The 26,004-nt window shown below is 68.2% G+C and carries 23 protein-coding genes and 2 pseudogenes; 11 read left to right on the top strand and 14 right to left on the bottom strand.

Annotation, left to right across the window (positions count from 1 at the left end):
• Positions 1-27: 27 nt before the first annotated feature.
• Positions 28-240 (top strand): annotated as a pseudogene (locus WS69_RS35675) (short-chain dehydrogenase); the annotation flags it as partial.
• Positions 241-492: 252 nt separating this feature from the next.
• On the opposite strand, the gene WS69_RS17030 reads toward WS69_RS35675, so the two are convergent.
• From WS69_RS17030 to argS, 4 genes are all read right to left on the bottom strand, one after another.
• A complete protein-coding gene (locus WS69_RS17030; protein WP_059471879.1) occupies positions 493-1,272 on the bottom strand; it encodes an SDR family oxidoreductase in 780 nt (259 codons plus the stop codon).
• 19 nt (positions 1,273-1,291) lie between these two features.
• The gene (gene dsbA / locus WS69_RS17025; protein WP_059471878.1) at positions 1,292-1,930 is read right to left on the bottom strand and encodes a thiol:disulfide interchange protein DsbA; all 639 of its coding nucleotides are present in this window, start codon (positions 1,928-1,930) and stop codon (positions 1,292-1,294) included.
• A 63-nt stretch (positions 1,931-1,993) separates the two neighbouring features.
• On the bottom strand, positions 1,994-2,836 hold the full coding sequence (locus WS69_RS17020; protein WP_059471877.1) for an SPOR domain-containing protein: 843 nt from the start codon (positions 2,834-2,836) through the stop codon (positions 1,994-1,996).
• 78 nt (positions 2,837-2,914) lie between these two features.
• Positions 2,915-4,699: an arginine--tRNA ligase gene (gene argS, locus WS69_RS17015; protein ID WP_059471876.1), complete on the bottom strand. Its 1,785-nt coding sequence runs from the start codon at positions 4,697-4,699 to the stop codon at positions 2,915-2,917.
• Positions 4,700-4,897: 198 nt separating this feature from the next.
• Between argS and WS69_RS17010 the strand changes: the two genes are divergently transcribed.
• A complete protein-coding gene (locus tag WS69_RS17010; RefSeq protein ID WP_059471875.1) occupies positions 4,898-5,221 on the top strand; it encodes a DUF1840 domain-containing protein in 324 nt (107 codons plus the stop codon).
• A gap of 208 nt (positions 5,222-5,429) precedes the next feature.
• Here the strand turns inward: WS69_RS17010 and metH are convergent, their stop codons facing one another.
• From metH to WS69_RS16985, 5 genes are all read right to left on the bottom strand, one after another.
• Positions 5,430-8,147 carry a methionine synthase gene (gene metH, locus WS69_RS17005; RefSeq protein ID WP_059471874.1) on the bottom strand — a complete coding sequence of 906 codons (2,718 nt, stop codon included), beginning with the start codon at positions 8,145-8,147 and terminating at the stop codon, positions 5,430-5,432.
• 49 nt (positions 8,148-8,196) lie between these two features.
• Positions 8,197-9,276 (bottom strand): homocysteine S-methyltransferase family protein, encoded by a 1,080-nt coding sequence (locus WS69_RS17000; protein ID WP_059471873.1) that lies wholly within the window; start codon positions 9,274-9,276, stop codon positions 8,197-8,199.
• A gap of 192 nt (positions 9,277-9,468) precedes the next feature.
• Positions 9,469-9,726: a BTH_I0359 family protein gene (locus WS69_RS16995; RefSeq protein ID WP_009893251.1), complete on the bottom strand. Its 258-nt coding sequence runs from the start codon at positions 9,724-9,726 to the stop codon at positions 9,469-9,471.
• 184 nt (positions 9,727-9,910) lie between these two features.
• The gene (locus tag WS69_RS16990) at positions 9,911-11,218 is read right to left on the bottom strand and encodes a DUF3108 domain-containing protein (RefSeq protein ID WP_059471872.1); all 1,308 of its coding nucleotides are present in this window, start codon (positions 11,216-11,218) and stop codon (positions 9,911-9,913) included.
• A gap of 77 nt (positions 11,219-11,295) precedes the next feature.
• Complete coding sequence (locus WS69_RS16985) at positions 11,296-12,150, bottom strand: IclR family transcriptional regulator (RefSeq protein WP_059471871.1); 855 nt, start codon at positions 12,148-12,150, stop codon at positions 11,296-11,298.
• Between the two features lie 117 nt (positions 12,151-12,267).
• On the opposite strand from WS69_RS16985, the gene WS69_RS16980 reads away from it, so the two are divergent.
• The 7 genes and pseudogenes from WS69_RS16980 to rfaE2 all read left to right on the top strand — a co-directional run bounded on the left by WS69_RS16980 (position 12,268) and on the right by rfaE2 (position 18,802).
• Complete coding sequence (locus WS69_RS16980) at positions 12,268-13,254, top strand: fumarylacetoacetate hydrolase family protein (RefSeq protein ID WP_059471870.1); 987 nt, start codon at positions 12,268-12,270, stop codon at positions 13,252-13,254.
• A gap of 495 nt (positions 13,255-13,749) precedes the next feature.
• Positions 13,750-14,577, top strand: a complete 828-nt coding sequence (locus tag WS69_RS16975) for an enoyl-CoA hydratase/isomerase family protein (protein WP_059471869.1) — start codon at positions 13,750-13,752, stop codon at positions 14,575-14,577.
• Between the two features lie 85 nt (positions 14,578-14,662).
• The gene (locus WS69_RS16970; RefSeq protein ID WP_059471868.1) at positions 14,663-15,451 is read left to right on the top strand and encodes a PhaM family polyhydroxyalkanoate granule multifunctional regulatory protein; all 789 of its coding nucleotides are present in this window, start codon (positions 14,663-14,665) and stop codon (positions 15,449-15,451) included.
• Between the two features lie 36 nt (positions 15,452-15,487).
• The gene (locus WS69_RS16965; RefSeq protein WP_059471867.1) at positions 15,488-16,786 is read left to right on the top strand and encodes a patatin-like phospholipase family protein; all 1,299 of its coding nucleotides are present in this window, start codon (positions 15,488-15,490) and stop codon (positions 16,784-16,786) included.
• Positions 16,787-16,833: 47 nt separating this feature from the next.
• Positions 16,834-17,188, top strand: a pseudogene (locus tag WS69_RS34830) (hypothetical protein); the annotation flags it as partial.
• Positions 17,189-17,299: 111 nt separating this feature from the next.
• Complete coding sequence (locus WS69_RS16960) at positions 17,300-18,166, top strand: hypothetical protein (RefSeq protein ID WP_059471991.1); 867 nt, start codon at positions 17,300-17,302, stop codon at positions 18,164-18,166.
• Positions 18,167-18,316: 150 nt separating this feature from the next.
• Positions 18,317-18,802, top strand: a complete 486-nt coding sequence (gene rfaE2, locus WS69_RS16955) for a D-glycero-beta-D-manno-heptose 1-phosphate adenylyltransferase (RefSeq protein WP_059471866.1) — start codon at positions 18,317-18,319, stop codon at positions 18,800-18,802.
• Positions 18,803-18,848: 46 nt separating this feature from the next.
• Here rfaE2 and WS69_RS16950 read toward each other — a convergent pair whose 3' ends face one another.
• The 5 genes from WS69_RS16950 to WS69_RS16930 form a co-directional block, all read right to left on the bottom strand.
• Positions 18,849-19,217 carry a hypothetical protein gene (locus WS69_RS16950; RefSeq protein ID WP_059471990.1) on the bottom strand — a complete coding sequence of 123 codons (369 nt, stop codon included), beginning with the start codon at positions 19,215-19,217 and terminating at the stop codon, positions 18,849-18,851.
• Positions 19,218-19,326: 109 nt separating this feature from the next.
• Positions 19,327-20,106, bottom strand: coding sequence for a type III pantothenate kinase (locus WS69_RS16945; RefSeq protein ID WP_059471865.1), 780 nt, complete (start codon positions 20,104-20,106; stop codon positions 19,327-19,329).
• Positions 20,103-21,065 (bottom strand): biotin--[acetyl-CoA-carboxylase] ligase, encoded by a 963-nt coding sequence (locus WS69_RS16940; RefSeq protein WP_059471864.1) that lies wholly within the window; start codon positions 21,063-21,065, stop codon positions 20,103-20,105. The genes WS69_RS16945 and WS69_RS16940 overlap by 4 nt, the downstream gene beginning before the upstream one ends.
• 1,050 nt (positions 21,066-22,115) lie before the next feature.
• On the bottom strand, positions 22,116-23,204 hold the full coding sequence (locus WS69_RS16935; protein WP_226382774.1) for a toxin: 1,089 nt from the start codon (positions 23,202-23,204) through the stop codon (positions 22,116-22,118).
• A complete protein-coding gene (locus WS69_RS16930; protein ID WP_059471863.1) occupies positions 23,191-23,688 on the bottom strand; it encodes a type III secretion system chaperone in 498 nt (165 codons plus the stop codon). Before WS69_RS16930 ends, WS69_RS16935 begins: the two co-directional genes overlap by 14 nt.
• Before the next feature lie 350 nt (positions 23,689-24,038).
• Here WS69_RS16930 and WS69_RS16925 point away from each other — a divergent pair, with 350 nt between their 5' ends.
• On the top strand, positions 24,039-25,163 hold the full coding sequence (locus WS69_RS16925; RefSeq protein ID WP_059471862.1) for an MlaE family ABC transporter permease: 1,125 nt from the start codon (positions 24,039-24,041) through the stop codon (positions 25,161-25,163).
• Complete coding sequence (locus tag WS69_RS16920; protein WP_059471861.1) at positions 25,160-26,002, top strand: ABC transporter ATP-binding protein; 843 nt, start codon at positions 25,160-25,162, stop codon at positions 26,000-26,002. The genes WS69_RS16925 and WS69_RS16920 overlap by 4 nt, the downstream gene beginning before the upstream one ends.
• Positions 26,003-26,004: the final 2 nt, after the last annotated feature.

Raw genomic sequence — 26,004 nt, 5'->3', positions numbered from 1 at the left:
CCGGGTTGCGGCGTTGCTCGCTTGCGCATGCGGACAACGCCGTGCGAATCCGTGGTCTTGTCAGCCAGCATTGAGATGAAACTGGATGATGCTGTCGTATTGGTGACCGGCTCGAATCGCGGTCTGGGGCGCGCGTTTGTCGGAGGGCTGAAGGCCGCCGGCGCGAAGAAGATCTACGCGGCCGCACGTGATACGGCTCGTGTGACGATGACGGGACGCGAAGGTGCAGTGCGGGATGTGCGAGCGTTGACCGGCGACGGGGAGCGGGCCGCGGGCGACGGGGCGTGAAGCTCGTTGCGATTGTCGGCCGAGGCTTGTTTTTGGCACGCTACCGTTCGTCGACGTTCGTCCGACGAGCGAACGAGAGACGAGAGACGAGAGACGAGAGACGAGAGACGAGAGACGCAGCGCAAAGCGCGCCGCTCAACGGCAACGAGAAAAACGGCCAACGACGAACCGGCAAACGGCGACAGACGCCGCTCGCGGCCCTGTTCAGCCCGCCTTCGCCCGCGGCTTGCGCGGCGCTTTCTCGAAGAGGCGGTCGTACAGCCAGCGCGGCATCACGTGCAGCAGCTTCGCGACGACGCCCATCTGCCAGGGAATCACGCGAAACGCCGCCTTTTGCGCGATCGCGATCGCCGCGCGCTTCGCGAAGCGGTCCGCGTCCATCAGGAACGGCATCGGATACGGGTTGTGCTCGGTCATCGGCGTGCGGATGTAGCCGGGCGCGATCGTCACGACTGCAACCTGCGCGGGCCGCAGCTCGACCCGGAGCGCCTCGAGATACTTGATTGCTGCCGACTTCGACGCGCTGTACGCGCCCGAGCCAGGCAGCCCGCGCACGCCGGCGACGCTCGCGACGCCGACGAGCGTGCCGCGCCGCGCGGCTGTCATCGGCGCGATGAACGGCTCGAACGTCGCGACCATCCCGTAGTAGTTGACGTCCATGATCTCGCGGAACGCGGCGAGATCGCCTTCGCCCGTGATCGCACCCTTGCTGATGCCGGCGTTCGCGATCACGACGTCCGGACAGCCGTGCGCGGCAACGAAGCGCGCCGCAGCGAGCGCGAGCGCGTCGGCGTCGCGCACGTCGGCCGGGTAGATCGAGATCGCGGCTTTGGGGAAGCGTTGCGCGAATTCGGCGAGCACATCCGCGCGCCGCGCGACGAGGCCGAGCGTCGCGCCCTGCCGCGCATATTCGGCGGCGAGCGCGAGGCCGAGGCCACTGGACGCGCCGGTGATGAAGACCTTGAGGGGAAGAGGGGCGTTCATGCCGGCGCGGGGCGGGACGTTACAGCTTCTTGTCCTGCACTTGCTTGACGAGGTAGTCGAGCACTTGCGCTGTACCTTCCAGGCTGTTCGTGTATGCCGGGCCCGTCTTGTACTTGCCCTGGACGACGATCGTCGGCACGCCGTCGATGGCGTAGCTCTTCAGCAGCTCGGCCGATTGCTTCACCTGGCTCTGCACGCTGAACGAGTTGTACGCATCGAGGAACTTCTTCTTGTCGACGCCTTGCGTCGCGAGGAAGTCGGCCTGCGCCTGCGGCGTCAGCAGATAGTTCTTCTCCTTGTGGATCGCGTTGAACACGGCGGGCGTGACCTTTTCGGAGATGCCGAGCGCCGACAGCGCATAGAACAGCTTCGAGTGCGGGATGAAGTCGTCGCGGAACGCGACCGGCACGCGCTTGAATGCGATCTTGTCGCCTTGCTTCTTCACCCACGTCTCGACCGTCGGCTCGAACTCGTAGCAGTGCGGGCAGCCGTACCAGAAGAACTCGATCACCTCGACCTTGCCGGCCGGCGCGGACACCGGCTGCGGCGACTTCATCACTTCGAAGTCCTTGCCGGCCACGGGCGCGGCGGGCGACGCCTGCGCGAAACCCGCGACGAGGCTCAGGGACAGGAACAGCGTGCTAAGCAGTTTTTTCATGTTCGAACGTTCAATCGGTTGCGTGGGTAACGATGTCGGGCGGATGCCGGGCGACGGCGCAGCTTACTGCTTCGTGAAGCGGATCACGGCGGTATCGACTCCCGCATCGGACAACCGCTGACGCGCGGAGTTCATGTCCTCGAATTTCGAGAACGGCCCGATCCGCACGCGGAAGTAGGTGACGCCGCTCACGTCGCGCTTCGACACTTTCGACTCGAAGCCCTGGAAGCCCAGGCGCGCGCGCTGCTGCTCGGCGTCCGCCTCGGTCTTGTACGCGCCCACCTGCAGGAAGTAGCCGGTGTTCGCGTCGGCGCCCGGCGCCGGCTTCGCGGCGGCCGTCGTCGCCGACGACGCGCCCTTCGGCGCCTGCGCGGTCTTCGGCGGCGTCGCGGCGCTCGCCTGCGCGTTGTTGTTCGCGACGTGCGGCGCCGAGCTGCCGTTCGCGGCCGTCTGCGGCTTCTTCGCGGGCGGCGGCGTGATGTCGGCGGGCTTCGGCGCGACGGCGACGCCGTTGTCCGCGGCATTGTTCGACGCGCTCGTCGAGCCGTTGCCGTTATTCGACGACGGCACTTCGACGATCTGCGGCTCGGGCAAGAGCGGCGGCTGGCTCGGGTTCGCGGCCTGGCCGGGCGCCGTGTTGGGCGGCGCGGGCTGCGCGGCCTGCGGCGTGACCGGCTGGCCGGGCGTCTTGCCCTGCAGCGCGCGGTTCGGGTCGAACTGCTGCGGCTGGCTCGCGTTGTTGTCGGACGGCGGCGCGACCTTCGACACGAACGGCGACGGCGCGCGGGTGATATAGAGCGCCACCACTACCGCGATGGCCAGGCCGACGATGAGGCCCAGCACGATACCAAGAAATGTTCCTCCGGCTTGTTTCGATTGCTTCGACGTGCGGCGTGGTTTTGCCATTGCTTGAGTCACCTGCGAAAAATTTCGTGAAACAGCCGCGGCGCGCTGCACCGCGGCGCTTGGCCGACGGCCTCGGCTTTACATCTTGCTGGGCGCGGATACGCCGAGCATCGCGAGACCGTTTTCGAGCACCTGGCGCGTCGCCGCAAGGAGCGCGGCGCGCGCGGTGCGCGGCGCTTCTTCGTCGACGAGCACGCGCTCCGCATTGTAGAACGAGTGAAACTCGCTCGCGAGGTCGCGCAGGTAGAACGCGACCGCGTGCGGCGCGAGCTCGCTCGCCGCATGCGCGAGCACGTCCGGGTATTCGGCGAGCTTCTGCATCAGCGCCGTCGCCTGTTTGCTGTCGAGCGGCGACAGGTCCGCGTTCGCGAAGAGCGCGTCGGTCGCGCCGTAGCGCGATTTCCACTCGTTGAGCACCGAGCAGATCCGCGCATGCGCATACTGCACGTAGTAGACCGGGTTTTCGTCGTTCTGTTTCAGCGCGAGATCGATGTCGAACACGAATTCGGTGTCCGCCTTGCGGGAAATCAGGAAGAAGCGCACCGCGTCGCGGCCGCGCGTGATCGTCGCCTCGTCGAGCAGGTCGGGCGACGCCTCCGAGCCAGGCGTCGCGCCGCCCGACCATTCGATCAGGTCGCGCACCGTCACGTAGCTGCCCGCGCGCTTCGAGATCTTCACTTCCTGGCCGTCGCGCATGACCGTCACCATCTTGTGCAGCACGTAGTCGGGATAGCCCTTCGGAATCCCGATGTGCAGCCCCTGCAGGCCCGCGCGCACGCGCGCGATCGTGCCGTGGTGATCCGAGCCCTGGATGTTGATGACCTTCGTGAAGCCGCGCTCCCACTTCGTCACGTGGTATGCGACGTCCGGCACGAAGTACGTGTACGTGCCGTCCGTCTTGCGCATCACGCGATCCTTGTCGTCGCCTTCGTCGGTCGTGCGCAGCCACAGCGCGCCTTCCTGCTCGTAGGTCATGCCGGCCTCGATCAGCGCATCGACCGTTTTCTCGACGCGGCCTTCCGTGTAGAGCGACGACTCCAGATAGTACTGGTCGAACTTCACGCCGAACGCCTTCAGGTCCATGTCCTGTTCGCGGCGCAGGTACGTGACCGCGAACTTGCGGATCGCTTCGAGATCCTCGATGTCGCGCTTGCCCGTCACCGGCTCGCCGTCGCTCGCGGCGACGGTTTCGCCGTTCAGGTAGTCGCGCGCGATGTCGGCGATGTACTCGCCGTTGTACGCGGCCTCAGGCCAGCCGGCGTCGCCCGGCTTCAGGCCCCGGGCGCGCGCCTGCGTCGAGATCGCGAGATTGCCGATCTGCACGCCCGCGTCGTTGTAGTAGAACTCGCGATGCACCGCGTAGCCCTGGCTCGCGAGCACGTTCGCGAGCGCGTCGCCGAGCGCCGCCTGGCGGCCGTGGCCGACGTGCAGCGGGCCCGTCGGGTTCGCGGACACGAATTCGAGCAGCACGCGCTTGCCGTGGTCGCGGTCGGACGCGCCGAACGCGCGGCCCTCGGCGAATACCGCGCTGATCACCGCCTGCTTCGACGCGGGCGTCAAGCGCAGGTTGATGAAGCCGGGGCCGGCGATCTCGGCTGCGTCGACGAGGCCCGCCGCTTCGGGCTGCGCGGTCAGCGCGGCGACGATTTTCTCGGCGAGCTGGCGCGGATTGGCGCCGAGCGGCTTCGCGAGTTGCAGCGCGACGTTGCACGCGACGTCGCCGTGCGCGGCGACCTTCGGGCGCTCGAGGGCGATCGCGGGGAGGACGAATGTGGCGTCGGCGTCGCCTTTCGACGCCTGGACGACCTGCTTCACGCTGTTTTCGAGCAGGGTTTCGAGAGTATGTTTTTGAGCAGGCAGCATGCTGGTCGAAGATATCGTTGGCGGCGGTCCCGCCGGGCCGCCGTCGCGCCGCACGGCGCGCGTTTCAGGGATCGCTGAATTTTAACAGGTGCTAATATGCCGCTAAGGTGCCAAGCGCCCCCGACGTTTGTTCAGCGCGCCGGCCGGGCGTCCGTCGCGGACGTACGGCGAGCACGACAAGATGAAAAGGGAGTTGTCATGATTACGTTCAAAAGCAAGGCGGCACAAGATCTGGATGTGCTGAAGGATTTCGCAGTCTACGTGCTCGGCGTCGTCGGCAAGCAGCTCGGCGAGCGCGGCGTGATCACGTCCGACGAGCTCGACGACGCGATCGCGAAGCTCGAAGGCGCCGTCAACCAGGCCAGGCAGGCGCGGGCCGAGCATGCGGGCCACTTCCATGAAGACGAACCCGATCATCCGCACCACGAAGTCGCGCCGAGCCTCGCGCAACGCGTCGCGCCGTTCCTCGTGATGCTGCGCGAAGCGAAGGCGCAGAACGCCGACATCCACTGGGGCTTCTGAGCGCCGTTCGCCGGCCCTTCGCCACCCGGAAAGCCCGCCTCGTGCGGGCTTTTTGCGTTTTTGGGGCCGCGGAGGGCGGCGTGGCCGCCCTCCGGCGGCGCGACGAGGCTTGCGCGCGCCGAGGGCGGAAACGGGTTGCGGCGGCGGCGGAGACGCACTGCCGCCACTTCCCCGACTCGCCCCCCGCGCGCGGCGGCGGTAGCGGCCGTCAGAGCAGCGGCGCGAGCGCGCGCTCCGCGTCCGCCTTCGACAGCGCCATCCGGCGCGCGTAATCATCGAGCTGGTCCTGGCCGATCTTGCCGACCGAGAAGTACGTGCTGTCCGGGTGCGCGAGATAGAAGCCCGACACGCTCGCGGCAGGCAGCATCGCGAGCGAATCGGTGATGCTCATCCCGATCTCGTCCGTATGAAGCGCTTCGAACATTGCGCGTTTCACGAGGTGATCGGGGCACGCCGGGTAGCCGGGAGCCGGGCGGACGCCCGCGTACTTCTCGGCGATCAGCGCGTCGTTGTCGAGCTGCTCGCCCGCCGCGTAGCCCCACAGCTCGCGGCGCACGCGCGCGTGCATCGCCTCGGCGAACGCTTCGGCGAAGCGGTCCGCGAGCGCCTTCAGCATGATCGCGCTGTAGTCGTCGTGATCCGCCTCGTACTGCTTTTCCTTCGCATCGACGCCGATCCCGGCCGTCACCGCGAACATCCCGATGTAGTCGGCGACGCCCGAATCCTTCGGCGCGATGAAGTCGGCGAGCGACCGGTTCGGCCGCATCACGCCGTCCACCACCGGGCGCACGCTCTGCTGGCGCAGGTTGCGCCACGTGAGCAGCACTTCCGAGCGCGTGTCGTCCTTGTAGATCTCGATGTCGTCGTCGCCCACCGTATTGGCGGGCAAGAGCGCGATCACGCCGTTCGCGGTCAGCCAGCGGCCCTGGATCAGGCGCGCGAGCATCGATTTCGCGTCGGAGAACACGCGCCGCGCCGATTCGCCGACGATCTCGTCGTTCAGGATCGCCGGGTACGGGCCGGCGAGATCCCAGGTCTGGAAGAACGGGCCCCAGTCGATGTAGTTCGCGAGCTCGTTCAGGTCGTAGTTCTTGAACACGCGCCGGCCGATGAACTTCGGCTTGACGGGCGTGTAGTGCGCCCAGTCGATCTTCGTCTTGTTCGCGCGCGCCTCTGCGAGCGTGACGAGCGGCAGCGCCTTCTTGTTCGCGTGCTGGTGACGGATGCGTTCGTAATCGGACTTCAGCTCGTCGAGGTACTTCGTCGCGCCCTCGTCGGACAGCAGGCTCGACGCGACCGACACCGAACGCGACGCGTCCGGCACATAGACGACGGGGCCTTCATAGTTCGGCGCGATCTTCACGGCCGTGTGCACGCGCGAGGTGGTCGCGCCGCCGATCAAGAGCGGAATCTTCTTCACGCGGAAGTAGTTGTCGCGCTGCATTTCCGACGCGACGTACGCCATCTCCTCGAGGCTCGGCGTGATGAGGCCGGACAGCCCGATGATGTCCGCGCCCTCGACCTTCGCCTTCGCGAGGATCTCGTTGCACGGGACCATCACGCCCATGTTGACCACTTCGAAGTTGTTGCACTGGAGCACGACCGACACGATGTTCTTGCCGATGTCGTGCACGTCACCCTTCACGGTCGCGATGACGATCTTGCCCTTCGCGCGCACGTCGCCGCCCGCTTCGGCGAGGAGGCGCTTCTCTTCCTCGATGAACGGGATCAGGTGCGCGACCGCTTGCTTCATCACGCGCGCCGACTTCACGACCTGCGGCAGGAACATCTTGCCCTGGCCGAACAGGTCGCCGACGACGTTCATGCCGTCCATCAGCGGGCCTTCGATCACGTTGATCGGGCGGCCGCCGGCGGCGGCGATCTTCGCGCGCGCTTCCTCGGTGTCCTCGACGATGAAGTTCGTGATGCCGTGCACGAGCGCGTGCGCGAGACGCTTCTCGACAGGCTGGTTGCGCCACTCGAGGTTCTCTTCCTTCTTCGCCGCGCCCGTCTTGAACTTGTCGGCGATCTCGAGCAGGCGGTCGGTGGAATCCGCGCGGCGGTTCAGGATCACGTCCTCGACGCGCTCGCGCAATTCCGGATCGAGTTCCGCATACACGCCGAGCTGGCCCGCGTTGACGATGCCCATGTCCATCCCCGCCTGGATCGCGTGGTAGAGGAACACGGTGTGGATCGCCTCGCGCACCGGGTCGTTGCCGCGAAACGAGAACGACACGTTCGACACGCCGCCGCTCACCTTCGCGTACGGCAGGTTCTGCTTGATCCAGCGAGTCGCCTCGATGAAGTCGACCGCGTAGTTGTTGTGCTCCTCGATGCCCGTCGCGACCGCGAAGATGTTCGGATCGAAGATGATGTCTTCCGGCGGGAAGCCGACTTCGTTTACGAGGAAGTCATACGAGCGCTTGCAGATCTCGGTCTTGCGCTCGTAGGTATCGGCCTGGCCCGTCTCGTCGAACGCCATCACGACGGCTGCTGCGCCGTAGCGGCGGATCAGGTTCGCGTGGTGGCGGAACGCTTCCTCGCCTTCCTTCAGCGAGATCGAATTGACGATCGCCTTGCCCTGCACGCACTTGAGGCCCGCCTCGATCACGTCCCACTTCGACGAGTCGATCATGATCGGCACGCGCGCGATGTCCGGCTCCGACGCGATCAGGTTCATGAAGCGCTCCATCGCCGCCCTGGAATCGAGCATCGCCTCGTCCATGTTGACGTCGATCACCTGCGCGCCGTTCTCGACCTGCTGGCGCGCGACGGCGAGCGCCTCGTCGAACTGGCCGTTGAGGATCATTCGCGCGAACGCCTTCGAGCCGGTGACGTTGGTGCGTTCGCCGACGTTGATGAAGAGCGTCCCGGACGTGACGTTGAACGGCTCGAGGCCGGCTAGGCGCATCGTATGGTCGGTCATGGCGGTGCGTATTCGGGTTGGAGTGGGGAGGCGGCGGCTCGTGCGTGCGTCAGGCGGCTTCGCTGTACTGGTTCGGCCAGCGGCGCGGCTTGACTTCGGCGAGCGCCTTCGCGATCGCCGCGATGTGTTCGGGCGTCGTGCCGCAGCAGCCGCCTGCGATGTTCACGAGGCCCGCCTGCGCGAATTCCTTGAGGAGGCCGGACGTGACGTCGGGCGTCTCGTCGAAGCCGGTTTCGCTCATCGGGTTCGGCAGGCCCGCGTTCGGGTAGCACGACACGTAGGTGTCGCACAGCTTCGCGAGCTCGGCGATGTACGGGCGCATCAGCGCCGCGCCCAACGCGCAGTTCAGGCCGAACGTGAGCGGCTTCGCATGGCGCAGCGAATTCCAGAACGCTTCGACCGTCTGGCCGGACAGGATGCGGCCAGACGCATCGGTCACGGTGCCCGAGATCATGATCGGCAGGCGTTCGCCGGAATCTTCAAACAGTTGATCGAGCGCGAACAGCGCGGCCTTCGCGTTCAGCGTGTCGAAGATCGTCTCGACGAGGAACAGGTCGACGCTGCCGTCGAGGAGCGCCTTCGCCTGCGCGTAGTACGCGTCGCGCAGCTCGTCGAACGTGATGTTGCGCGCGCCCGGATCGTTGACGTCGGGCGAGATGCTGGCCGTCTTCGGCGTCGGCCCGATCGCGCCCGCGACGAAGCGGGGTTTGTCGGGCGTCGCGTATTTGGCGGCCGATTCGCGCGCGAGCTTGGCCGACTCGGCGTTCATCTCGACGGCGAGGTCTTCCATTCCGTAATCGGCCTGCGCGACGGCCGTCGCGCCGAACGTGTTCGTTTCGACGATGTCCGCGCCCGCGGCGAAGTACTGATCGTGGATCTCGCGGATGATCTGCGGCTGCGTGATCGACAGCAGCTCGTTGTTGCCCTTCACGTCGCGCGGGAAATCCTTGAAGCGCTCGCCGCGATACGCGGCTTCGTCGAGCTTGTAGCGCTGGATCATCGTGCCCATCGCGCCGTCGAGGATCAAGATGCGCTTCTGGAGCAGCTGCGGCAGCTCGGCGCCGCGCGTATACGACGCGGCGAGGGCGGCGGATTGGGCGGAAGACACGATCGGCGTAGGCTCGGACATGGCGGATTACCGGCAATCGGAAAGCCGTCATTGTAGCCGCTGCTTCCGTCGTACGTGAGGCGCTCGCTCGCGGGCAAACAAAGCCCCCGCGCGGCAAGCCGGGCGGGGGCGGGTTGGAGTGCGCCGGATCGCGTCGGGCGGCGGCGCTTCGGCGGACCTGCGGGTCCGGCGAGCGGCCGCGTCCGCGCGACGTCAGTGGAGGACGACGGGCTGCGTCATCAGGCTATCGAACTGTCCGAGGAATTCGTCCACCTCGTCGAGCGACGGCTCGGCCTGGATCAATTGCTTCACGTGCTCGCGAAAGCGCGCGGCGAGTTCGCCGTCGATGAAGATTTCGCGCTGCGCGTTCTTGTCGACGATTTCGTAGCCACCTGAGTTCATCGCGTGATGGCCGTCCTGCGGCGGAAATTCGACGACGCAGTAGTTGGGGCTGTTGTAGATCATTTGCATGGCGGCACTCCTCTTTGCTATGGCTTTCGGCCTCGTTGCCCCGTAAGTGGGGCAGACCGAGCCGGTTTCAAGGGGTTGGCGCTGCACGCCGGTCGTTTTTACACTGGGCGTATCGGTTGGATGCCGATGACCTTAAAACGTTTCCGATTCTCCACCCGTGGACGAAACTTGGTGTCAAAGATTGTCAAGGTTGTTGCTGCTCGTGAACAGCCGGCGAAATGGCCGGCGTAGCTTCGGTCGAATTTACCGAATTGTCTGCGCCGAGCGGTGCGCCCGATGCCGATGTGGGTGCGGCGCCCGCGTTTGCGCTTGAGCCCGCACGTGCGTTCGCGCTTATGTCTGCGCTATCGCTCGACGCGCCGCGCGTGCTCGTGCGGCGATGCAGGAGCAGTTCGATCTGCGCGCCGTTCGGTTCAGTCTGAACCATCCGCACGGGCAGCCAGCCGAGCGACGGCGCGAGCCAGATGTCGATGCGGCGCGTGTCGCCCGTGCGGCGCGGCAGGCGCATGAAATGTCTGGCGTCGAGCGAGCCCGCGCTCGTCGAGATCGTCTCGTCGCCGATCGTCGTGATCGGCCAGGTTTCGCCGCTGTCGCGATCGACGATGAAGAACTCGCGCGTGACGCCGGGGCGATACGCATCGGGATCGCCGCCGACGAGGCCCGCGAGCTGCATCAGCATGCTGAAGCGGTCCTGCGCGCCGTCCGGCAGCGCGACCGAATTCGGCGTGCTCGTGAACACGATTTGCTTCGTCTCGCGATTGAAGATCGCGAAGTCGGGCGGCCGCCTGCCGCGCGTCTCGACGTAGCGCTCCGGCGCGATGCCGAATGCGTCGACGCGGCCGCGGCTCTCGTACGTGTACGGGCCGACGAACGGCATCGGCATCGACACGTACAGCGAATAGCGGCTGCCGTCCGTCTGCCAGTGGATCGTGCCCGGCATGTTCTGCATGCCGTTGTAGAACGTGTCGTATTGCAGCTCGCCCGACGGCGGCAGCGCGAACTTCACGCCGGGCGATGCATCGTCCATCGATCCTTCACCGGGCCGCGTGGTTGCGCCGGCGCCCGACGCGGCGCTTGCCGCGCTGCCCGACGCGCTGTTGGCCGCGCCGGCCGTCGCGGTGCTGCTCGCGGGCTCGGCCGCAGGTGCCGCGGCGGGCGATTCGACGGGAGACTCGACGGCGCTCAATACGGGCTCCGAACGATGCGGCGCGCGGGCGCGCGGCGCGGGAGCCGCGCGCTTTTGCGCGGCCTGCGGCCGAGCGGCGGCGGGCTTGGCCGGCGCCGGCGCGCGCTCGATCTGCCGGGGTTTCAGCAATTCGACCTGAACCGGCACGTTCTCGGGCTCGACCGGCTTGAACGGCTCGCGAAAGCGCACGAGCCACAGCGCGGCGAGCCAGTGCAGCACGAGCACGAGCGCGAAGGCGAGCACCGCGCGCCGCACGCGGTGCGGCGCGATGCGCGGATTCGGCGAAACGGTGGACGACGGCGGCATCAAGGGCGGGCGAACATCTCGAACGGCGACGAAACGGGGCGCGCGCGAGTCGCGCGGCCGGGATGCGGCGGCGCCGGTCAGGCGTCGCGCGCCCCTTCACTATACCCAAGCTCGTACGACAGCTTCCGTGCGCATGCGCGCAGCGCGACGTCGATCTCTCCGTCCCAGCGGAGGTCGAATGCGCCTTCGTGGCCGAGCGCGATGATCGCGAGCGCGAGATCGCCGACCGCGTCGAACACGGGCATGCCGAACGCGTTGATCGTCGGCAGCAGCATCCCTTCGACGCGCGCTGCGCGATGCGCGCGCACGTCGGCGAGCACGGCATCGACTTCGGCGAGCGTGCGCGGCCCGGTGTAATGCGTTGCGCGCCGCGTGTCGGCGAGCTCGCGCTCGATCATCGCGACCGTCTTGCTGCGCGGCAGATACGCGGCGAACACGAGGCCCGTCGCCGAGCCAAGGAGCGGCATCACATCGCCGAGCTTGAGCGACGCCTTCGCCGGATGGCTCGACTCCATCCAGTGGACGATCGTCGGCCCCTGGTTGCCCCATACCGCGATGCCGACTGTCTGGTCGAGCTGATCGCGCAGCGCGGTCAGCGCGATCCGCGCGAGCTTCACGCCGTCGACGCGCGCGAGCCGCGCGAGGCCCATCTGCAGCGCGAAGCCGCCGAGCTCGTAGCGGCCCGACACCGGATCCTGCGAGACGAGCCCGAGCCGCTGGAAGCTCACGAGATAGCGGTGCGCCTTCGCCGGACTCATCTCCGCACGTTGCGCGAGGTCGCGCAGCATCATCGCGCGCGGCTCGCTCGTCAGCACGTCGAGGAGGCGAAAGCCGACCTCGATCGACTGGATGCCCGAGCGGACCTTTTCCTCGGCGGTGTCGTTGTCGTCGGCGAGATCGTCGTCGGGAGCGTTTGAGGCGAACTTGTTCACGGCGTGGCGGGAAGAAAGAGAACGGAACGTCCGCGCGGCTTGCGGCGCGCGCCGCCGAGCGGATTCACCATCGTAAAATAGATTCCTTCCATCGTCACTACAACGGCTCACTTCTCTATGAAACTTGCTTCGCTCAAGGACGGCACGCGCGACGGCCAGCTGATCGTCGTATCCCGCGATCTGCACACGGCGGCGATCGCCGACGCGATCGCGCCGACGCTGCAGCGCGTGCTCGACGACTGGGCGTTCTACGCGCCGCAGCTGCGCGACCTGTACGACGCGCTGAACCAGGGCCGCGCGCGGAATGCGTTCCCGTTCGAGCCCGCCGACTGCATGGCGCCGCTGCCGCGCGCGTTCCAATGGGCGGACGGCTCCGCTTACGTGAACCACGTCGAGCTCGTGCGCCGCGCGCGCGGCGCCGAGATGCCGCCGGAGTTCTGGACCGATCCGCTGCTCTACCAGGGCGGCAGCGACGACTTCCTCGGGCCGCGCGACGACATCGTCTGCGCGTCGGACGAGTGGGGCATCGATTTCGAGGCGGAAGTCGCGGTGATCACGGCCGACGTGCCGATGGGCGCGACGCCCGACGAAGCGCTGAAGGCCGTGCGGCTCGTCACGCTCGTCAACGACGTGTCGCTGCGCAATCTGATTCCCGCCGAGCTCGCGAAGGGCTTCGGCTTTTTCCAGAGCAAGCCGGCGTCCGCGTTCGCGCCGGTCGCCGTGACGCCGGACGAGCTCGGCGAGCACTGGCGCGACGGCCGCGTGCACCGTCCGATGATCGTCCACTGGAACGGCAAGAAGGTTGGCCAGCCGGACGCGGGCGCCGACATGGTGTTTCACTTCGGGCAACTGATCGCGCACGCGGCGAAGACGCGCAATGTGCGCGCGGGCTCGATCGTCGGCTCGGGCACGGTGTCGAACCAGGACGCGAAGCGCGGCTACTGCTGCATCGCCGAGAAGCGCTGCCTCGAGACGATCGAGCACGGCGCGCCGCAGACCGGGTTCATGCGTTACGGCGACAAGGTAAAGATCGAGATGTTCGACGAGGCGGGCAAGTCGATCTTCGGGGCGATCGAGCAGGCGGTGGCGCCGTTGGATCGATAGGGGGAAGCTCGTTTTCTTGTCGACTCGGCCCGACATGCCGGACATTGCCGGGCGCTCGCGCGACCGTGATCGGCCGACTGCAGGATGGCGGGCTGAAGCCGCCGCGATGCTGGCGGGCCGCTGAATTCCATGGCGGCGCAGATCCCGCGCGGAGCGCCAGAAACCTGGGCGGCAGCGTATCGGCGGCGGGCGCGGCGAATGGCGACCATCCGATGCCGGACGTCGTCGCGCCGCCTGCGAAGCTCACGCCGATTGATCCGGACAAAGACGGGTTCCGCGCGCGCGGCGAGAACGACGCGCATTTGGCGGGGTGGGGGCGTCGCCACGACGATACTATCCGCCGACACGTGAGAAACTCTCTCCGAGGCGCCCCGTCGCCGATTCCCGATCCCGCGCCGGGTTTCGCCCGATGCCCGTCCGAACGGGCTTCGCTACACTGAATCGAGAGACAGAAAGCCTCCCGGCCGCCCACCCTCAATCGAAGGAAGGTCCAGCATGCCCGATCTCGCCCTCTATGCCGGCTACGAAGCGCTGCGCATCCGACGCCAGCCGCACGGCATCCTCGAAATCGTGATGAGCGGCGAAGGCGCGAACCGCAGCGGTCTCGCGGTCGCGAGTGAAGCGATGCATCGCGAGCTCGCCGACATCTGGCGCGACGTCGATCGCGATCCGCACGCGCGCGTCGCGGTGATTCGCGGCGAAGGCAAGGGCTTCTCGGCGGGCGGCGATCTCGCGCTCGTCGAGCGGATGGCCGACGACCACGCGGTGCGCGAGCGCGTCTGGCGCGAGGCGCGCGATCTCGTCTACAACGTGATCAACTGCGGCAAGCCGATCGTGTCGGCGATGCACGGGCCCGCCGTCGGCGCGGGGCTCGTCGCCGGGCTGCTCGCCGACGTGTCGATCGCCGCGAAGAGCGCGCGGATCATCGACGGCCACACGCGCCTCGGCGTCGCCGCGGGCGATCATGCGGCGATCGTCTGGCCGCTCCTGTGCGGGATGGCGAAGGCGAAATACCACCTGCTGCTCTGCGAGCCCGTGAGCGGCGACGAAGCCGAGCGCATCGGGCTCGTGTCGCTCGCGGTCGACGATCACGATCTGCTGCCGAAGGCGTACGAGGTCGCCGAGCGGCTCGCGCACGGCTCGCAAAGCGCGATCCGCTGGACCAAGTACGCGCTCAACAACTGGCTGCGGCTCGCGGGGCCGACGTTCGACGCGTCGCTCGCACTCGAATTCATGGGGTTTTCCGGGCCGGACGTGCGCGAAGGGATTCGTTCGCTGCGCGAGCGCCGCACGCCGGATTTCACGGGCGACGCGCCGTCGTGAGCGCGGCGCACGCTATGATCGACCATGGACGCCGCCGCGCGGCGTTTCCCCGTGACCCGCTTCATTCGTTTCGAAGGAATCGACGATGACCGACACCAACGGCTCCAATCCGTTTTCCGGCTTTGGCGGCTTTCAGCCCGCCGGCTTCCTCGACAAGATGTGGGACATGATGCGTCTCACGCCGTTCGGCGGAATGGGCGGGTTTCCCGGCGCGTCGCAAGGGCTGCCGCCGTCGCTGTCGGCGATGTCGGACCTGATGGCGCCGCTCGCGAGCGTCGAGGAGCTCGACAAGCGGATCACCGATCTGCGCGCGGTCGAGCAGTGGCTGAAGCTCAACCTCGGCATGCTGCAGTCCGCGATCCAGGCGCTCGAGGTGCAGCGCGCGACGCTCGCGACGCTGCGCGCGTTCGGCGCGTTTGCGCAGACGTCGATGGCCGCGGCGGAAGCCGCGCTGTCGCCCGACGACTCGGCGCACGGTGAATCCTCTTCCGCCGCGCTCGCGTCGTCGCGCGAAGACGATGCGCGCGCGCGCGCCGGTGCATCCGCGAGCGCGGCAGCCGACGCCAGCGGTACCGAGCCGCCGCAAGCGGCGCCGGGCGCCGACGCGTTCGATCCGGCGGGCTGGTGGAATCTGCTGCAATCGCAGTTCAACCAGCTCGCGCGCTTCGCGATGACGCAACCGGGCATGACGCCGCCCGCCGACGCGGATGCGCTGGGCGACGAGGCGGCGAAGAAGCCGTCCGCCGCGAAGAAGCCGGCCACGCGCCGTGCGGCTTCGCCGCGCGCGAGCGGTTCGGCGGCCGAGCGTGCATCGAGCGCGGCCGGCGGCGCGAAGTCCGCCGCCGCGAAGAAGACGGCGAGGCGCAGCCCGTGATGCGCGCGCCGCCGATGAGGACACGCTGAGGCAGACATGCGGCTCGCGCTCGTGATGATGGGGGGCGGCGCGCGCGCCGCGTATCAGGTTGGCGTGCTGAAGGGGCTCGCCGAGATCGCGCGCGACGTCGATCCGAAGCGGCGCACGTCGCCGTTCACGGTGATCTGCGGTTCGTCGGCGGGCGCGATCAACGCGACGTCGCTCGCGAGTCACGCCGACGACTTCGAGCACGGCGTGCGGCGTCTCCTCGATTTCTGGGAACAATTGCGCGCCGATCACGTTTATCGAACCGACTGGCTCGGCATCGCCGCCGCGGGCGCGCGCTGGCTCGCGGCGATGAGCCTCGGCTGGGCGGCGCGCCGTTCGCCGCGCGGGCTGCTCGACAACTCGCCGCTCGCGTACTTGCTGCGGCGCGAACTCGACTTCCACCGGATCGAGCTGATGCTCGAGGCGCGCAAGCTGCATGCGCTGTCGGTAACGGCGCTCAGCTATTCGAGCGGCCGGCATCTGACGTTCTATCAGGCGAGCGAACCGATCCAGGCGTGGCGGCGCGCGGAGCGCACCGCGCGGATGGTCGACCTGTCGGCCGGGCATCTGCTCGCGTCGTCGGCGATCCCGTTCGTGTTTCCCGCAGTGCCGCTCGTGCTCGACGGCCAGATCGAATATTTCGGCGACGGCTCGATCCGGCAGATCGCGCCGCTGTCGCCGGCGATCCATTTCGGCAGCGATCGGATCGTCGTCGTCGGCGCCGCCGACCCGCGGCCCGAGATTCCCGCCGCGAACGGCAACGGGCGCGGCTATCCGTCGCTCGCGCAGATTGGCCAGCAGGTGCTCGCGAGTGTGTTCCTCGATTCGATCGGCGCCGACATCGAGCGGATCGACCACGTGAACCGGATGATCGAGCACCTGCCGGCCTACGTCGAGCCGACGAGCGGCTGGCGGCATGTCGACGTGCTCGCGATCGCGCCGTCCGAGCGGATCGAGCTCATCGCGTCGAAGCATCTGAAGCGGTTGCCGCTCACGGTGCGCGGGCTGCTCGGCGCGGTGGGCGGCAACAAGCCGGCGGGCGCGTCTTTCGCGAGCTATCTGCTGTTCGAGGCCGAATTCACGCGCGAGCTCGTCGAGCTCGGCTACCGTGACGCGCACGGGCAGCGCGAGCGGCTCGCGCAGTGGATCGCGTCCGCCGAGCGCAGCGGCGCGGAGGCCGAGCACGGCCCGGGCGCCGGCCGCGAAGCGAGCGCGAGCGTCGCGGGCGCGGGCGACGACACGTCGGACGGCGGCATGTCGAGCGTGTCGAGCTTGTCGGGCGCGCCCGCCCGGGCGGCGCGGCACTGACGGCCGCGTGACGATGCAGCCCGCTCGGCCCGATTCGGACGGCGACACGCATTCGGCCGCCGCATCCGCCGCTTGGGTTGCGTTTTCGCCACGCTGACAGAAAGCTTTCGCCGCGACGCTTTGCCGCATGGGCGTGGTCCCGGCGCCCGCCGCCGTCTCGGAACGGTCACAGTCGCGTGCTATCATGGCCGCCGCCGAATACATCATATCGGGCCGCTCGAGCGCAGCCGTTCTGCAAGGCGCGCGCGGGTCCCGGCAACGAAGCCGGCGGTGCGCCGGCGCCTTTCAGGCATGCGCGACGCGGCTTTCGATCTCGTCGGGAGCGCTGAGTGCGGCCTGCCCCACGGTGGTAGCGCGGCCGCCCGGCGTCCGGCGCGAAACCTGCGTCCGGGCCCGGATTAGCGCGTAAAATTATCGACTTGGTTGCGAAAACGCCCGCACTGGGCCGGTTTGCCGCAACAGTCTCGTTTAAGTTGTCGCATTGCGCAGAACAGGGGTGGGACCATGAACACCATGCTTTATCCGGAACTTTACAAGTCGCTCGAAGCCGTCCGCTGGGACATGGAGAAGGACATTCCGTGGGACAAGTTCGACGCGTCGCTCCTGACCGACGAGCAGGCGAGGACGATCAAGATGAACGCGATCACCGAGTGGTCGGCGCTGCCCGCGACGGAGATGTTCCTGCGCGACAATCATCACGACAGCGACTTCTCCGCGTTCATGAGCGTCTGGTTCTTCGAGGAGCAGAAGCACTCGCTCGTGCTGATGGAATACCTGCGCCGCTTCCGGCCGGAGCTGATGCCGACCGAAGAGGAACTGCATGCGGTGCGCTTCGAGTTCGATCCGGCGCCGCCGCTCGAGACGCTGATGCTGCACTTCTGCGGCGAGATTCGCCTGAACCACTGGTATCGCCGTGCGGCCGAGTGGCATACCGAGCCCGTCATCAAGCACATCTACGAAACGATCTCGCGCGACGAGGCGCGTCATGGCGGCGCGTACCTGCGCTACATGAAGAAGGCGCTCAACAATTGCGGCGACGTCGCGCGCGCGGCGTTCTCGAAGATCGGCGTACTGATGGCGTCGGCGCGCCGCACCGAGAAGCCGCTGCACCCGACGAACCTGCACGTGAACCAGGCGCTGTTCCCGCGCGACACCGTGCAATCGCGCCTGCCCGATCCGGAATGGCTCGAGCGCTGGCTCGACGAGCAGATCCTGTTCGACGGCGAGTGGGAAAAGAAGGTCGTCGACCGGATCCTGCACAATTTGTCGGTGCTGTTCGAGCGCACGTTCGCGACCGCGCAGGAACTGAACCGCTATCGGAAGGAAGTGACGGTGCGCCTGCAGGCGGGAAGCGGCTCGGCCGCCACGCAGCCCGCGTAACGCGCGCAGCACGCGGCGCCGCATCGCGCGAAAAGCCCGCTCGCAGGCCCGGCGGGCTTTTCTTTTGCTGCTTCGCGTCGCAGCCGGCGCGCGTCGAGCGTGATGCTCGACGTCGTTTTCCGATCATCCCGCCCAACGAGTTTTCGCACCATGCCCGCTTCGTTTGAACGCAAGCTGATCACCCGCGACGCGCTCGTCGCATTGCGCGCGTCGCTGCCCGCGCCCGTCGTGTTTACGAACGGCGTGTTCGACATCCTGCATCGCGGCCACGTCACCTATCTCGCCGATGCGAAGGCGCTCGGCGCATGTCTCGTCGTCGGCGTGAACAGCGACGCGTCGGTGCGCATGCTCGGCAAGGGCGACGATCGGCCGATCAACGCCCAGGAAGACCGGATGGCGCTCCTCGCTGCGCTCGAATGCGTCGATTGGGTCGTCGGCTTTGACGAAAAGACGCCGGTTTCGCTGATCGACGCGGTGCGTCCCGACATCCTCGTGAAGGGCGGCGATTACGACATGGACGCGCTGCCCGAATCGGCGCTCGTGCGCGGCTGGGGCGGGCGGGCGCTCGCGATTCCGTTCGAGCACGATCGCTCGACGACCGCGCTGCTGAAGAAAGTGCGGTCGCCGTCGAACTGAGCGAAGGCATACGCGGCTGTCGTCGCGGCTGCGGCTCGCCGCTGCGTCATTGCGCGGCGGAGGCGTTCGACGTGGTTTGCGCCGACGCGGGCGTCGCGGCTTTGGCGGGCGGCGCCGAGGACGCCGATGCGGGCGCCGGCGAGCCCGGCATGGCGCCGGCGGCTGAGCCGGGCGCCGAGCCCGGTGCGTTCAGCGGTGCGGTATCGAGCGGCGGCGACGTGATCGGCCCGCCGACGGTCGGCTGATCCATCGCCTCGGACACGGGCGTCACGCGCAGCGCATCCGGCCGCACCTGCAGCAGCGCGTGACCCGGCTCGCGCGCGCCCGCGGCAGGCATCGGGCCGAACAGGCCGCGTACCACGACGAACGCGAGCATGTTGGCGAGAAAGAGAATAGCGATCAGCCAGCGCAGCATCGTCAATACTCCCGAGAATCGTTCCGTTACCGTCAATCCGCCGCGCATGGCGGCGATGCGCCGCCTCGTGCGCCGAAGGCGTGCGGGCGGCGCGCTCGCGCGGCGCGCGTCACGCCGAATGCGCGATCAGCGCGAGGCCCGTCAGCACGAGCGTATCGTGCCGCGTGTGCGGGACGGTCAGCGCGCGCACGATCGCGTCCGCCGCGCCGCCCGACAGCACGAGCCGCACGGGCGCCTTCCATGCCTTTTCCAGATCGCGCCATGCGCGCTCGATGAGCCCCGCCTGCGCCTGCAGGCAGCCGGCGGACAGCGCGTGCGGCGTGTCGATCGCGAACGGCGCGTGCGCGTCGTTCATGGCGAGCTCGTCGAGCAGGTTCGTCGCCGCGTCGATCGACACCGTCGGCAGCTGCGCGGTGTGCGTGCCGAGCGAGCGCATCATCAGCGCCCAGCCGGGCGCGATCAGCCCGCCCGCGAAATGGCCGTCGGCGCGCAGCGCTTCGAGCGTCGTCGCGGTGCCGAACGTCGCGATCAGCAGATGCTCGCCCGGAAACGCCGCATGCGCGCCGATGAGGCCTGCCCAGCGGTCGCTGCCGAGACGTGCCGGCTCCGTGTAGCCGTTCGTCACGCCGCACTGCGCGGCGCTTGCGCGCACGACGGTGCGAGGCAGCGCGGGCCAGTGCGCGTCGATCAGCGCGTCGATGCGTGCGGCTGCCGCGTCGCCCGCGACGTTCGAGATCCATGCGCCGCGCGGCGCGGGCAGCGTCGACCAGTCCGGCGCGTCGTCCGCGTGCCCGAACGCGCCGATCGAGACGAAATGGCGTTCGGTGTCCGCGAGCGCCCATTTGACGCGGCTGTTGCCCGCGTCGATCAGCAAGCACAAGCCGCTCATCGGACGGCTCCCGGCGCGCGCAGCGACACGTCGCCCGCCGCGATCGCTTGCCGGCCGGCGGGCGTGTCGAGCAGCAACTGGCCGGTCGCGTCGATTCCGACGGCGACGCCGCGCATGATTTCCGCGCCGCGTTCGAGCAGCACGACGTCGCGGCCCGCATACGCGTGCAGTGCGTTCCAGCGCGCGGCGAACGGGGCGAGGCCGTCCGCTGCGAACGCGGGCAGCGCGACGGCGAGCGCGTTCAGCGCGGCGGCGAACGCGTCGGCGAGATTCGCGCCGGGCCGAACGGCGGATAGCGCGACGGGCGGCAGGCCGCTCGCGAGCGTCGCGTCGCGCTCGCGCAGCGCGTCGACTTCGGCTGCGGCGGCGTCGGCCGTGCGCACATTGACGCCGAAGCCGATCACGACCGCGGTCGCATCGTTCGTGTTCCAGACGGTTTCGATCAGGATGCCGGCGAGCTTGCCGGCGATCGCGGTTTCACCGTCGCGCGTTGTCGTGACGAGCAGATCGTTCGGCCATTTGAGCGCGATGCGATGGGCGTCGGCAGCAGCGTTCGCGCGTTGGCCCGCAAGCGGCGCGCCGTCCGTCCCGGCAAGCGCTTCGGCGAGCGCGACGCCGACGGCGAGGCTCAGGCCCGCGAGCTCGCCGACCGGACACGGCAATACGCACGCGATCGAGCAAAGCAGCGCGTCGCCCGGCCTGGCGAACCACGGGCGGCCTTGCCGGCCGCGTCCGGCCGTCTGCTCGTACGCGACGCGCGCGATCGGCGCGGCGAGCGCGTCGCGGTTGCGACGCAGCGTCTTCAGGTGCGCGGCGAGGTCAGCGTTGGTCGAACCCGTCGTGTCGACGATCTCGATCGACCATTCGCGGGCTGCGGGAACAAGGCGTGCATCGACGCGTGCGCGATCGATGAGCGGCCCGTCGTCTGCGGGCGTTGAAGGGAGGGTGGCGACATTCATGGCGCGTATTGTTGCGGAACTGGTCGACGGTTGCCAGCGTAAAGTTCGATTGTCCCGTCGCTTGACGGGGGATTGCGGATCGCGTTCTTTCATGCGTTCGTCGGCGATTCGCCCATCATAGCCGCGTCGTCCGGCGACGGGCGATTGGCGGGGCTGCGGCGCGTGCTGCGCGAATGCTCGGCGCGTGCGGCGGATCGGTGGATCGGTGGATCGCGCCGAGGCGACAAATCGCGGGACTGCGGGATCGGCGACCGACGGTTGGCGGATGACAGGCGGCAAGCGACAGGCGACAGGCGACAGGCGATTGCGCACGTCGCGTCGGCGAACCGTCGCCCACAGAGCGCGAAAGACTCCGATTGTAGTGGCCGGCGCGCTCGATCGCTTCGACGTGGACATCGACGCGGCATCGCGGGCGTAATCGCGGATCGGGCATGTATCGGGCGTCGTGCCGGGATGCGCGAGCATGCGTCAGTGGGAATGCACGCCGATCGATTGCGATGGTTGGCCGGCGGGTCGTCACGCGGCGTCGGCGCGACGGCCGCTTCACGCGAGCGAGGGGTTCGCGCGGCGTGTGCGCGACGTGTCAGCACGCCGATACGGAATGTGTTCGGCGTGGCGCGAGGCGGAGAAACCGGGGCGGTGCGATGCGCGAGCGTGCCGGGACCGGTTCACGTCGACATGCCTTCGCGCGACGCCGATCGAGCGCAGGGGGGCTTGGATCCTGTTTCTGTTGCATCGCGTGCGAGGCGCGGCAGCTCGGCGAATGCGTTTGAGGGTGAGTTCGGCGATTCGAATCGTGCGTTTGGCGGACGCATGCCGGAGCGATTTGCCCCAAACGCCCCAAACGCCCCAAACGCCCCAAACGCCCCAAACGCCCCAAACGCCCCAAACGCCCCAAACGCCCCCAACAAAACGCCTCGACCCGGCATCGCCGGCGAAGTCAGCGATCGCCATGCGCCGCGACGCCGAATCCAGAGAATCGCCGGCCGAAGAGGCCGCGCCGCCCATCCGCCGATGGACGGCCCGGCACCGCCGCGCGAAGCGCCCGACTTATTGAACGTGCTTCTGCAGCGCCGTCGCGCGCCCCGTCTTCGCATACTGCTTCCAGGCATCGAGCTTCTCGCCTTCGAGCAGCGCGAGCGAGCCATCGCCGTTCGCGTAGGCCGACGTGATGTCGGCCTCGCTCATGTGCCCCGACTGGACCATGAACGCGATCAGGTTGCCGCCCCAGACCTTCGGCTGTCCGCCGAGATCCGTCGTGAAGTAGTTCGTCTTGTAATCGGCATCCGGATAGAGCCGCTGATAAACCTTGTGCGCGAAATAGTCGGTCGCGAACTCGTCGTAGTTCCAGTTCGAATTGATGCCGGCTTCCTTCGTCGTCTGCTGAAAGCCCGTGTGATCGTGCGAAGCCGCATGCACGCTCTCGTGCACGAGCGTCGATCGGATCTTCGCCGCATCGAGCACGCCGCCCGCCGAATATTCGGGCGCATCGGTCGCCATGTAGATCCTGCCTTCGGGTGACGTCCACGCGATCGGATTGAGCGTCGGTTCGTCGGCGTAGTACGGGATGCTCATCACGCTCGACAGCCCTTCCATCGTCGTCTCGGCGATGTCCATCCGCGGCGGCGCAATGCCGAGCACTGCCGCAATGCCCGCGCTCAGCTTGTCGGTGTCGACATAGTTCTTCACCGACCAGCGCGGCGACAACTGCTTGTTCTCGTTCACGAACGGCTTGAGCTCGGTCGGCTGAAACGGCTGCGTCGACGTGCGCGGTGCCGCTGCCGTCACGGGAGCCGGGCGCGCGGCAGGCGGCAGCGGCGGTAGCGGCAGCGCGCCGGGCGTTGGAGGCGGCAATGCGCTGGGCGGTGGAGGCGGCATCCGCACGCCGGGCGCCGGTGCGGGCGGCGGGGGCGCGTGGCGTCCGGCCGGCGTCGGGCCGTCGCTCTCGAAGACCCGGCTCGCGCCTTCGAAGAAGCGGCTGACGTCCGCATGTTGCGGATGCGTATGCGGCAGCCGCTGCGAGGCCGCGTCGACGCGGTGTTCGTGCCCGCCGACCTTCAATGTTCCTACGTGTCGGACGTCCTGCGGCGCATTCGGCGATGCGCTCGCCGTTGCGGCAAGATGCTTAAACTCGATCATGAATCACACTCTTCTCGTATCGCGCCACGTGCGCGGTTTCGCGCAGCGACGCGGGAAACGCCTTTACCCAGACGATGAAATCGGACAGCCGGTGCGCGAGCGCTTCGGCCGTCAGCTCCAATGCCGGCTCGACCCGGTACGCGACGAGCCCCAGTTCCTCATGCCAGCCGATGCCCGGCTGCGCGCCGACGAGCGGATTGAGCGCCGCATGCAGCAACAGACGCAGCGTGTCTTCGCTCGCCGATGCGGGCAGCGGCCAGTCGATGCGCCCGATGACGACGAGCTGTGCGCCGCTACGGCGCAACAGGATCGGCAGCGATTCGTCGATCAGCAGGCGGCAATGGCCGTGCGCGTCGAAATGCAGGCTGCGCAGTCCCAGCCGCTGTGCGAGCTCCGCGAGTAGCGCGTCGGTCGCGCCGTCGTGCGGGGAAGGCGCCGGAGTCGAGCGGATGCTCGGCGAGAAGTCGGAAAAACAGATGGTCATGGGTATCGTGTCGAACGAGGGCGTTGCGTGAAACGGGGTTGCTCGCCGGACGGCAAGCGCGGCCGAACCGCACGGTGCGGCTGCAACACGTATTGGTACACGATCGTTGCGCACGCCTCTTGTTGAAATCGCCGATTGCTTCGTTTTTCTGTCCGGCATTCGTGTGGCGGTGCGCGCTGGCATGTGTTTCGGCACGGCGTCGTCGCGGGGTGTCGGGAGGCGACGCAAAGCCTGTATGCGTGCGCCGCCGCGCGCCGCCGCACCGCGCCGGACGGCCGGGCGAAACGAGACTTCGCGCGGCGAAGCGGTTCGCTACAATGACCGCTGTCACCGTTTTGCAAAATCGACCTTTGGACTTCCAGACTCCCCCCGGCCTGTCGGTCGATTCCGGCAGCCAAGGCCAGACCGTGCGCCTTTACGGGCAGTGGACGGCGCTTGCCCTCGCGCGCGACCGCGGCAACGTCGCGCGCCGGATCGCGCGGCTCGCGAAAGAGCCCGTCGGCGAGTGGGATCTGTCCGGCGTCGTCCGGCTCGATCACGTCGGCGGGCAGGCGCTCTGGCGCGTGTGGGGCCGCCGGCTGCCCGAAGGGCTCGCGCTCACCGACAATCAGCGGACCGTGTTCGAGCGGCTCGAGCGGCTCGACGAAGGCCGCGAGGCGCCCGAGCCCGTCGTGCGGACCGACCCGGTCACGCGCTTCGGCCAGGGCCTCTTTACGTTCGGCGAGCATCTGTACGGCGGCATCGGGCTGCTCGGCGGGCTGATCATCGATCTGCTGTCGGTGCTGCGCCGGCCGCGCACGATGCCGTGGATCGAGATCTCCGCGAACGTCTACGCCGCGGGCGCGAAGGCGCTGCCGATCACGGCGCTCGTCGCGTTCCTGATCGGCATCGTGCTGTCCTATCTGTCCGCGCAGCAACTGCAGCTATTCGGCGCGAACCGCTACATCGTCAATATCCTCGGCCTGTCCGTGATCCGCGAGCTCGGGCCGGTGCTGTCGGCGATCCTCGTCGCGGGCCGCTCGGGCTCCGCGATCACCGCGCAGATCGGCGTGATGCGGGTGACGGAAGAGCTCGACGCGATGCGCGTGATGGGCATCCCGCACGGCCTGCGGATCACGCTGCCGCGCGTGCTCGCGCTGGGCGTCGCGATGCCGCTCCTCGTGATGTGGACCAACGTCATCGCGCTGACGGGCGGCGCGCTCGCCGCGAAGTTCGTGCTCGCCATCGACCTGAACTTCTTCGTGCGCTCGCTGCCGTCCGTCGTGCCGATCGCGAACCTGTGGATCGGGCTCGGCAAGGGCGTCGTGTTCGGGATGCTGATCGCGCTCGTCGCGTGCCACTTCGGTTTCCGGATCAAGGCGAACTCGCAGAGCCTGGGCGAAGGGACGACGACGTCCGTCGTCACGTCGATCACGGTCGTGATCCTCGCCGACGCGGTGTTCGCGATCCTCTTTCAGAACGTGGGGCTCGGATGAGCGCGCGCGACGACGATTTCGTGATCGAGGTGCGCGACCTGACGAAGCGCTACGGGCGCAACGTGGTCCACGAGCACCTGGACTTCGACGTGCGCCCGGGCGAGATCGTGGCGATCGTCGGCGGCTCCGGTTCGGGCAAGACGACGCTCGTGCGGCAGATCTTGGGCCTCGAGCGGCCGACGTCCGGCACGATCAAGGTGTTTGGCGAGGACACGTCGAAGATCGACGCCGAGACCGCGCGCGTGATGCGCAGCCGCTCGGGGATGCTGTTCCAGCACGGCGCGCTGTTCTCGTCGCTGACCGTGTTCGACAACGTCGCGCAGCCGCTGCGCGAGCTCGGCCGCGTGCCGGAGGACCTGCTGCACGACATCGTGATGCTGAAGCTCGAGATGGTCGGGCTGCCGTGCAAGCACGCGTCGAAGATGCCGGCCGCGCTGTCGGGCGGGATGGTCAAGCGGGTCGGGATCGCGCGCGCGATCGCGCTCGAGCCGGAGCTGCTGTTTCTCGACGAACCGACGGCGGGGCTCGATCCCGGCGCGTCCGACGAGTTCGTCGAGCTGATCGCGACGCTGCATCGCACGCTGGGCCTCACCGTCGTGATGGTCACGCACGATCTCGACACGATGGTCGCGCTGTCGACGCGCGTCGCGGTGATCGCCGACCGCAAGGTGCTCGTCGCCGCGCCCGTCGAAGAGGCGGCGGGCGTCGATCATCCGTTCATCCGCGAGTACTTTCTCGGGCGGCGCGGCCGCCGCGCGCTGCAGGCGCTGCCGCCCGAGCGTCGCGCGCGCCTGCCGAAGGCGGCGCTCGAACCGGCGCCTTCGGACGTCGAGCTGTAAAA

Origin of the sequence: Burkholderia sp. BDU5, assembly GCF_001522845.1 — a bacterium.
In the GTDB taxonomy this organism is placed as follows: Bacteria; Pseudomonadota; Gammaproteobacteria; order Burkholderiales; family Burkholderiaceae; genus Burkholderia; species Burkholderia mayonis.
Note: the sequence above shows the minus strand (reverse complement) of the source record. Positions and strands in the feature narration are given on the sequence as shown.

Excerpts from the sequence above, each read along its gene's own strand:
- WS69_RS17010 (WP_059471875.1), top strand. The coding sequence starts at position 4,898 with ATGATTACGTTCAAAAGCAAGGCGGCACAAGATCTGGATGTGCTGAAG.
- rfaE2 (WP_059471866.1), top strand. The coding sequence starts at position 18,317 with ATGCCCGCTTCGTTTGAACGCAAGCTGATCACCCGCGACGCGCTCGTC.
- WS69_RS16930 (WP_059471863.1), bottom strand. The coding sequence starts at position 23,688 with ATGACCATCTGTTTTTCCGACTTCTCGCCGAGCATCCGCTCGACTCCG.
- WS69_RS16970 (WP_059471868.1), top strand. The coding sequence starts at position 14,663 with ATGACCGACACCAACGGCTCCAATCCGTTTTCCGGCTTTGGCGGCTTT.
- dsbA (WP_059471878.1), bottom strand. The coding sequence starts at position 1,930 with ATGAAAAAACTGCTTAGCACGCTGTTCCTGTCCCTGAGCCTCGTCGCG.
- WS69_RS16995 (WP_009893251.1), bottom strand. The coding sequence starts at position 9,726 with ATGCAAATGATCTACAACAGCCCCAACTACTGCGTCGTCGAATTTCCG.
- WS69_RS16945 (WP_059471865.1), bottom strand. The coding sequence starts at position 20,106 with ATGAGCGGCTTGTGCTTGCTGATCGACGCGGGCAACAGCCGCGTCAAA.
- WS69_RS16950 (WP_059471990.1), bottom strand. The coding sequence starts at position 19,217 with ATGCTGCGCTGGCTGATCGCTATTCTCTTTCTCGCCAACATGCTCGCG.
- metH (WP_059471874.1), bottom strand. The coding sequence starts at position 8,147 with ATGACCGACCATACGATGCGCCTAGCCGGCCTCGAGCCGTTCAACGTC.
- WS69_RS16935 (WP_226382774.1), bottom strand. The coding sequence starts at position 23,204 with ATGATCGAGTTTAAGCATCTTGCCGCAACGGCGAGCGCATCGCCGAAT.
- WS69_RS17020 (WP_059471877.1), bottom strand. The coding sequence starts at position 2,836 with ATGGCAAAACCACGCCGCACGTCGAAGCAATCGAAACAAGCCGGAGGA.
- WS69_RS16940 (WP_059471864.1), bottom strand. The coding sequence starts at position 21,065 with ATGAATGTCGCCACCCTCCCTTCAACGCCCGCAGACGACGGGCCGCTC.
- argS (WP_059471876.1), bottom strand. The coding sequence starts at position 4,699 with ATGCTGCCTGCTCAAAAACATACTCTCGAAACCCTGCTCGAAAACAGC.
- WS69_RS16980 (WP_059471870.1), top strand. The coding sequence starts at position 12,268 with ATGAAACTTGCTTCGCTCAAGGACGGCACGCGCGACGGCCAGCTGATC.
- WS69_RS16960 (WP_059471991.1), top strand. The coding sequence starts at position 17,300 with ATGCTTTATCCGGAACTTTACAAGTCGCTCGAAGCCGTCCGCTGGGAC.
- WS69_RS16975 (WP_059471869.1), top strand. The coding sequence starts at position 13,750 with ATGCCCGATCTCGCCCTCTATGCCGGCTACGAAGCGCTGCGCATCCGA.
- WS69_RS16920 (WP_059471861.1), top strand. The coding sequence starts at position 25,160 with ATGAGCGCGCGCGACGACGATTTCGTGATCGAGGTGCGCGACCTGACG.
- WS69_RS16990 (WP_059471872.1), bottom strand. The coding sequence starts at position 11,218 with ATGCCGCCGTCGTCCACCGTTTCGCCGAATCCGCGCATCGCGCCGCAC.
- WS69_RS17030 (WP_059471879.1), bottom strand. The coding sequence starts at position 1,272 with ATGAACGCCCCTCTTCCCCTCAAGGTCTTCATCACCGGCGCGTCCAGT.
- WS69_RS17000 (WP_059471873.1), bottom strand. The coding sequence starts at position 9,276 with ATGTCCGAGCCTACGCCGATCGTGTCTTCCGCCCAATCCGCCGCCCTC.
- WS69_RS16965 (WP_059471867.1), top strand. The coding sequence starts at position 15,488 with ATGCGGCTCGCGCTCGTGATGATGGGGGGCGGCGCGCGCGCCGCGTAT.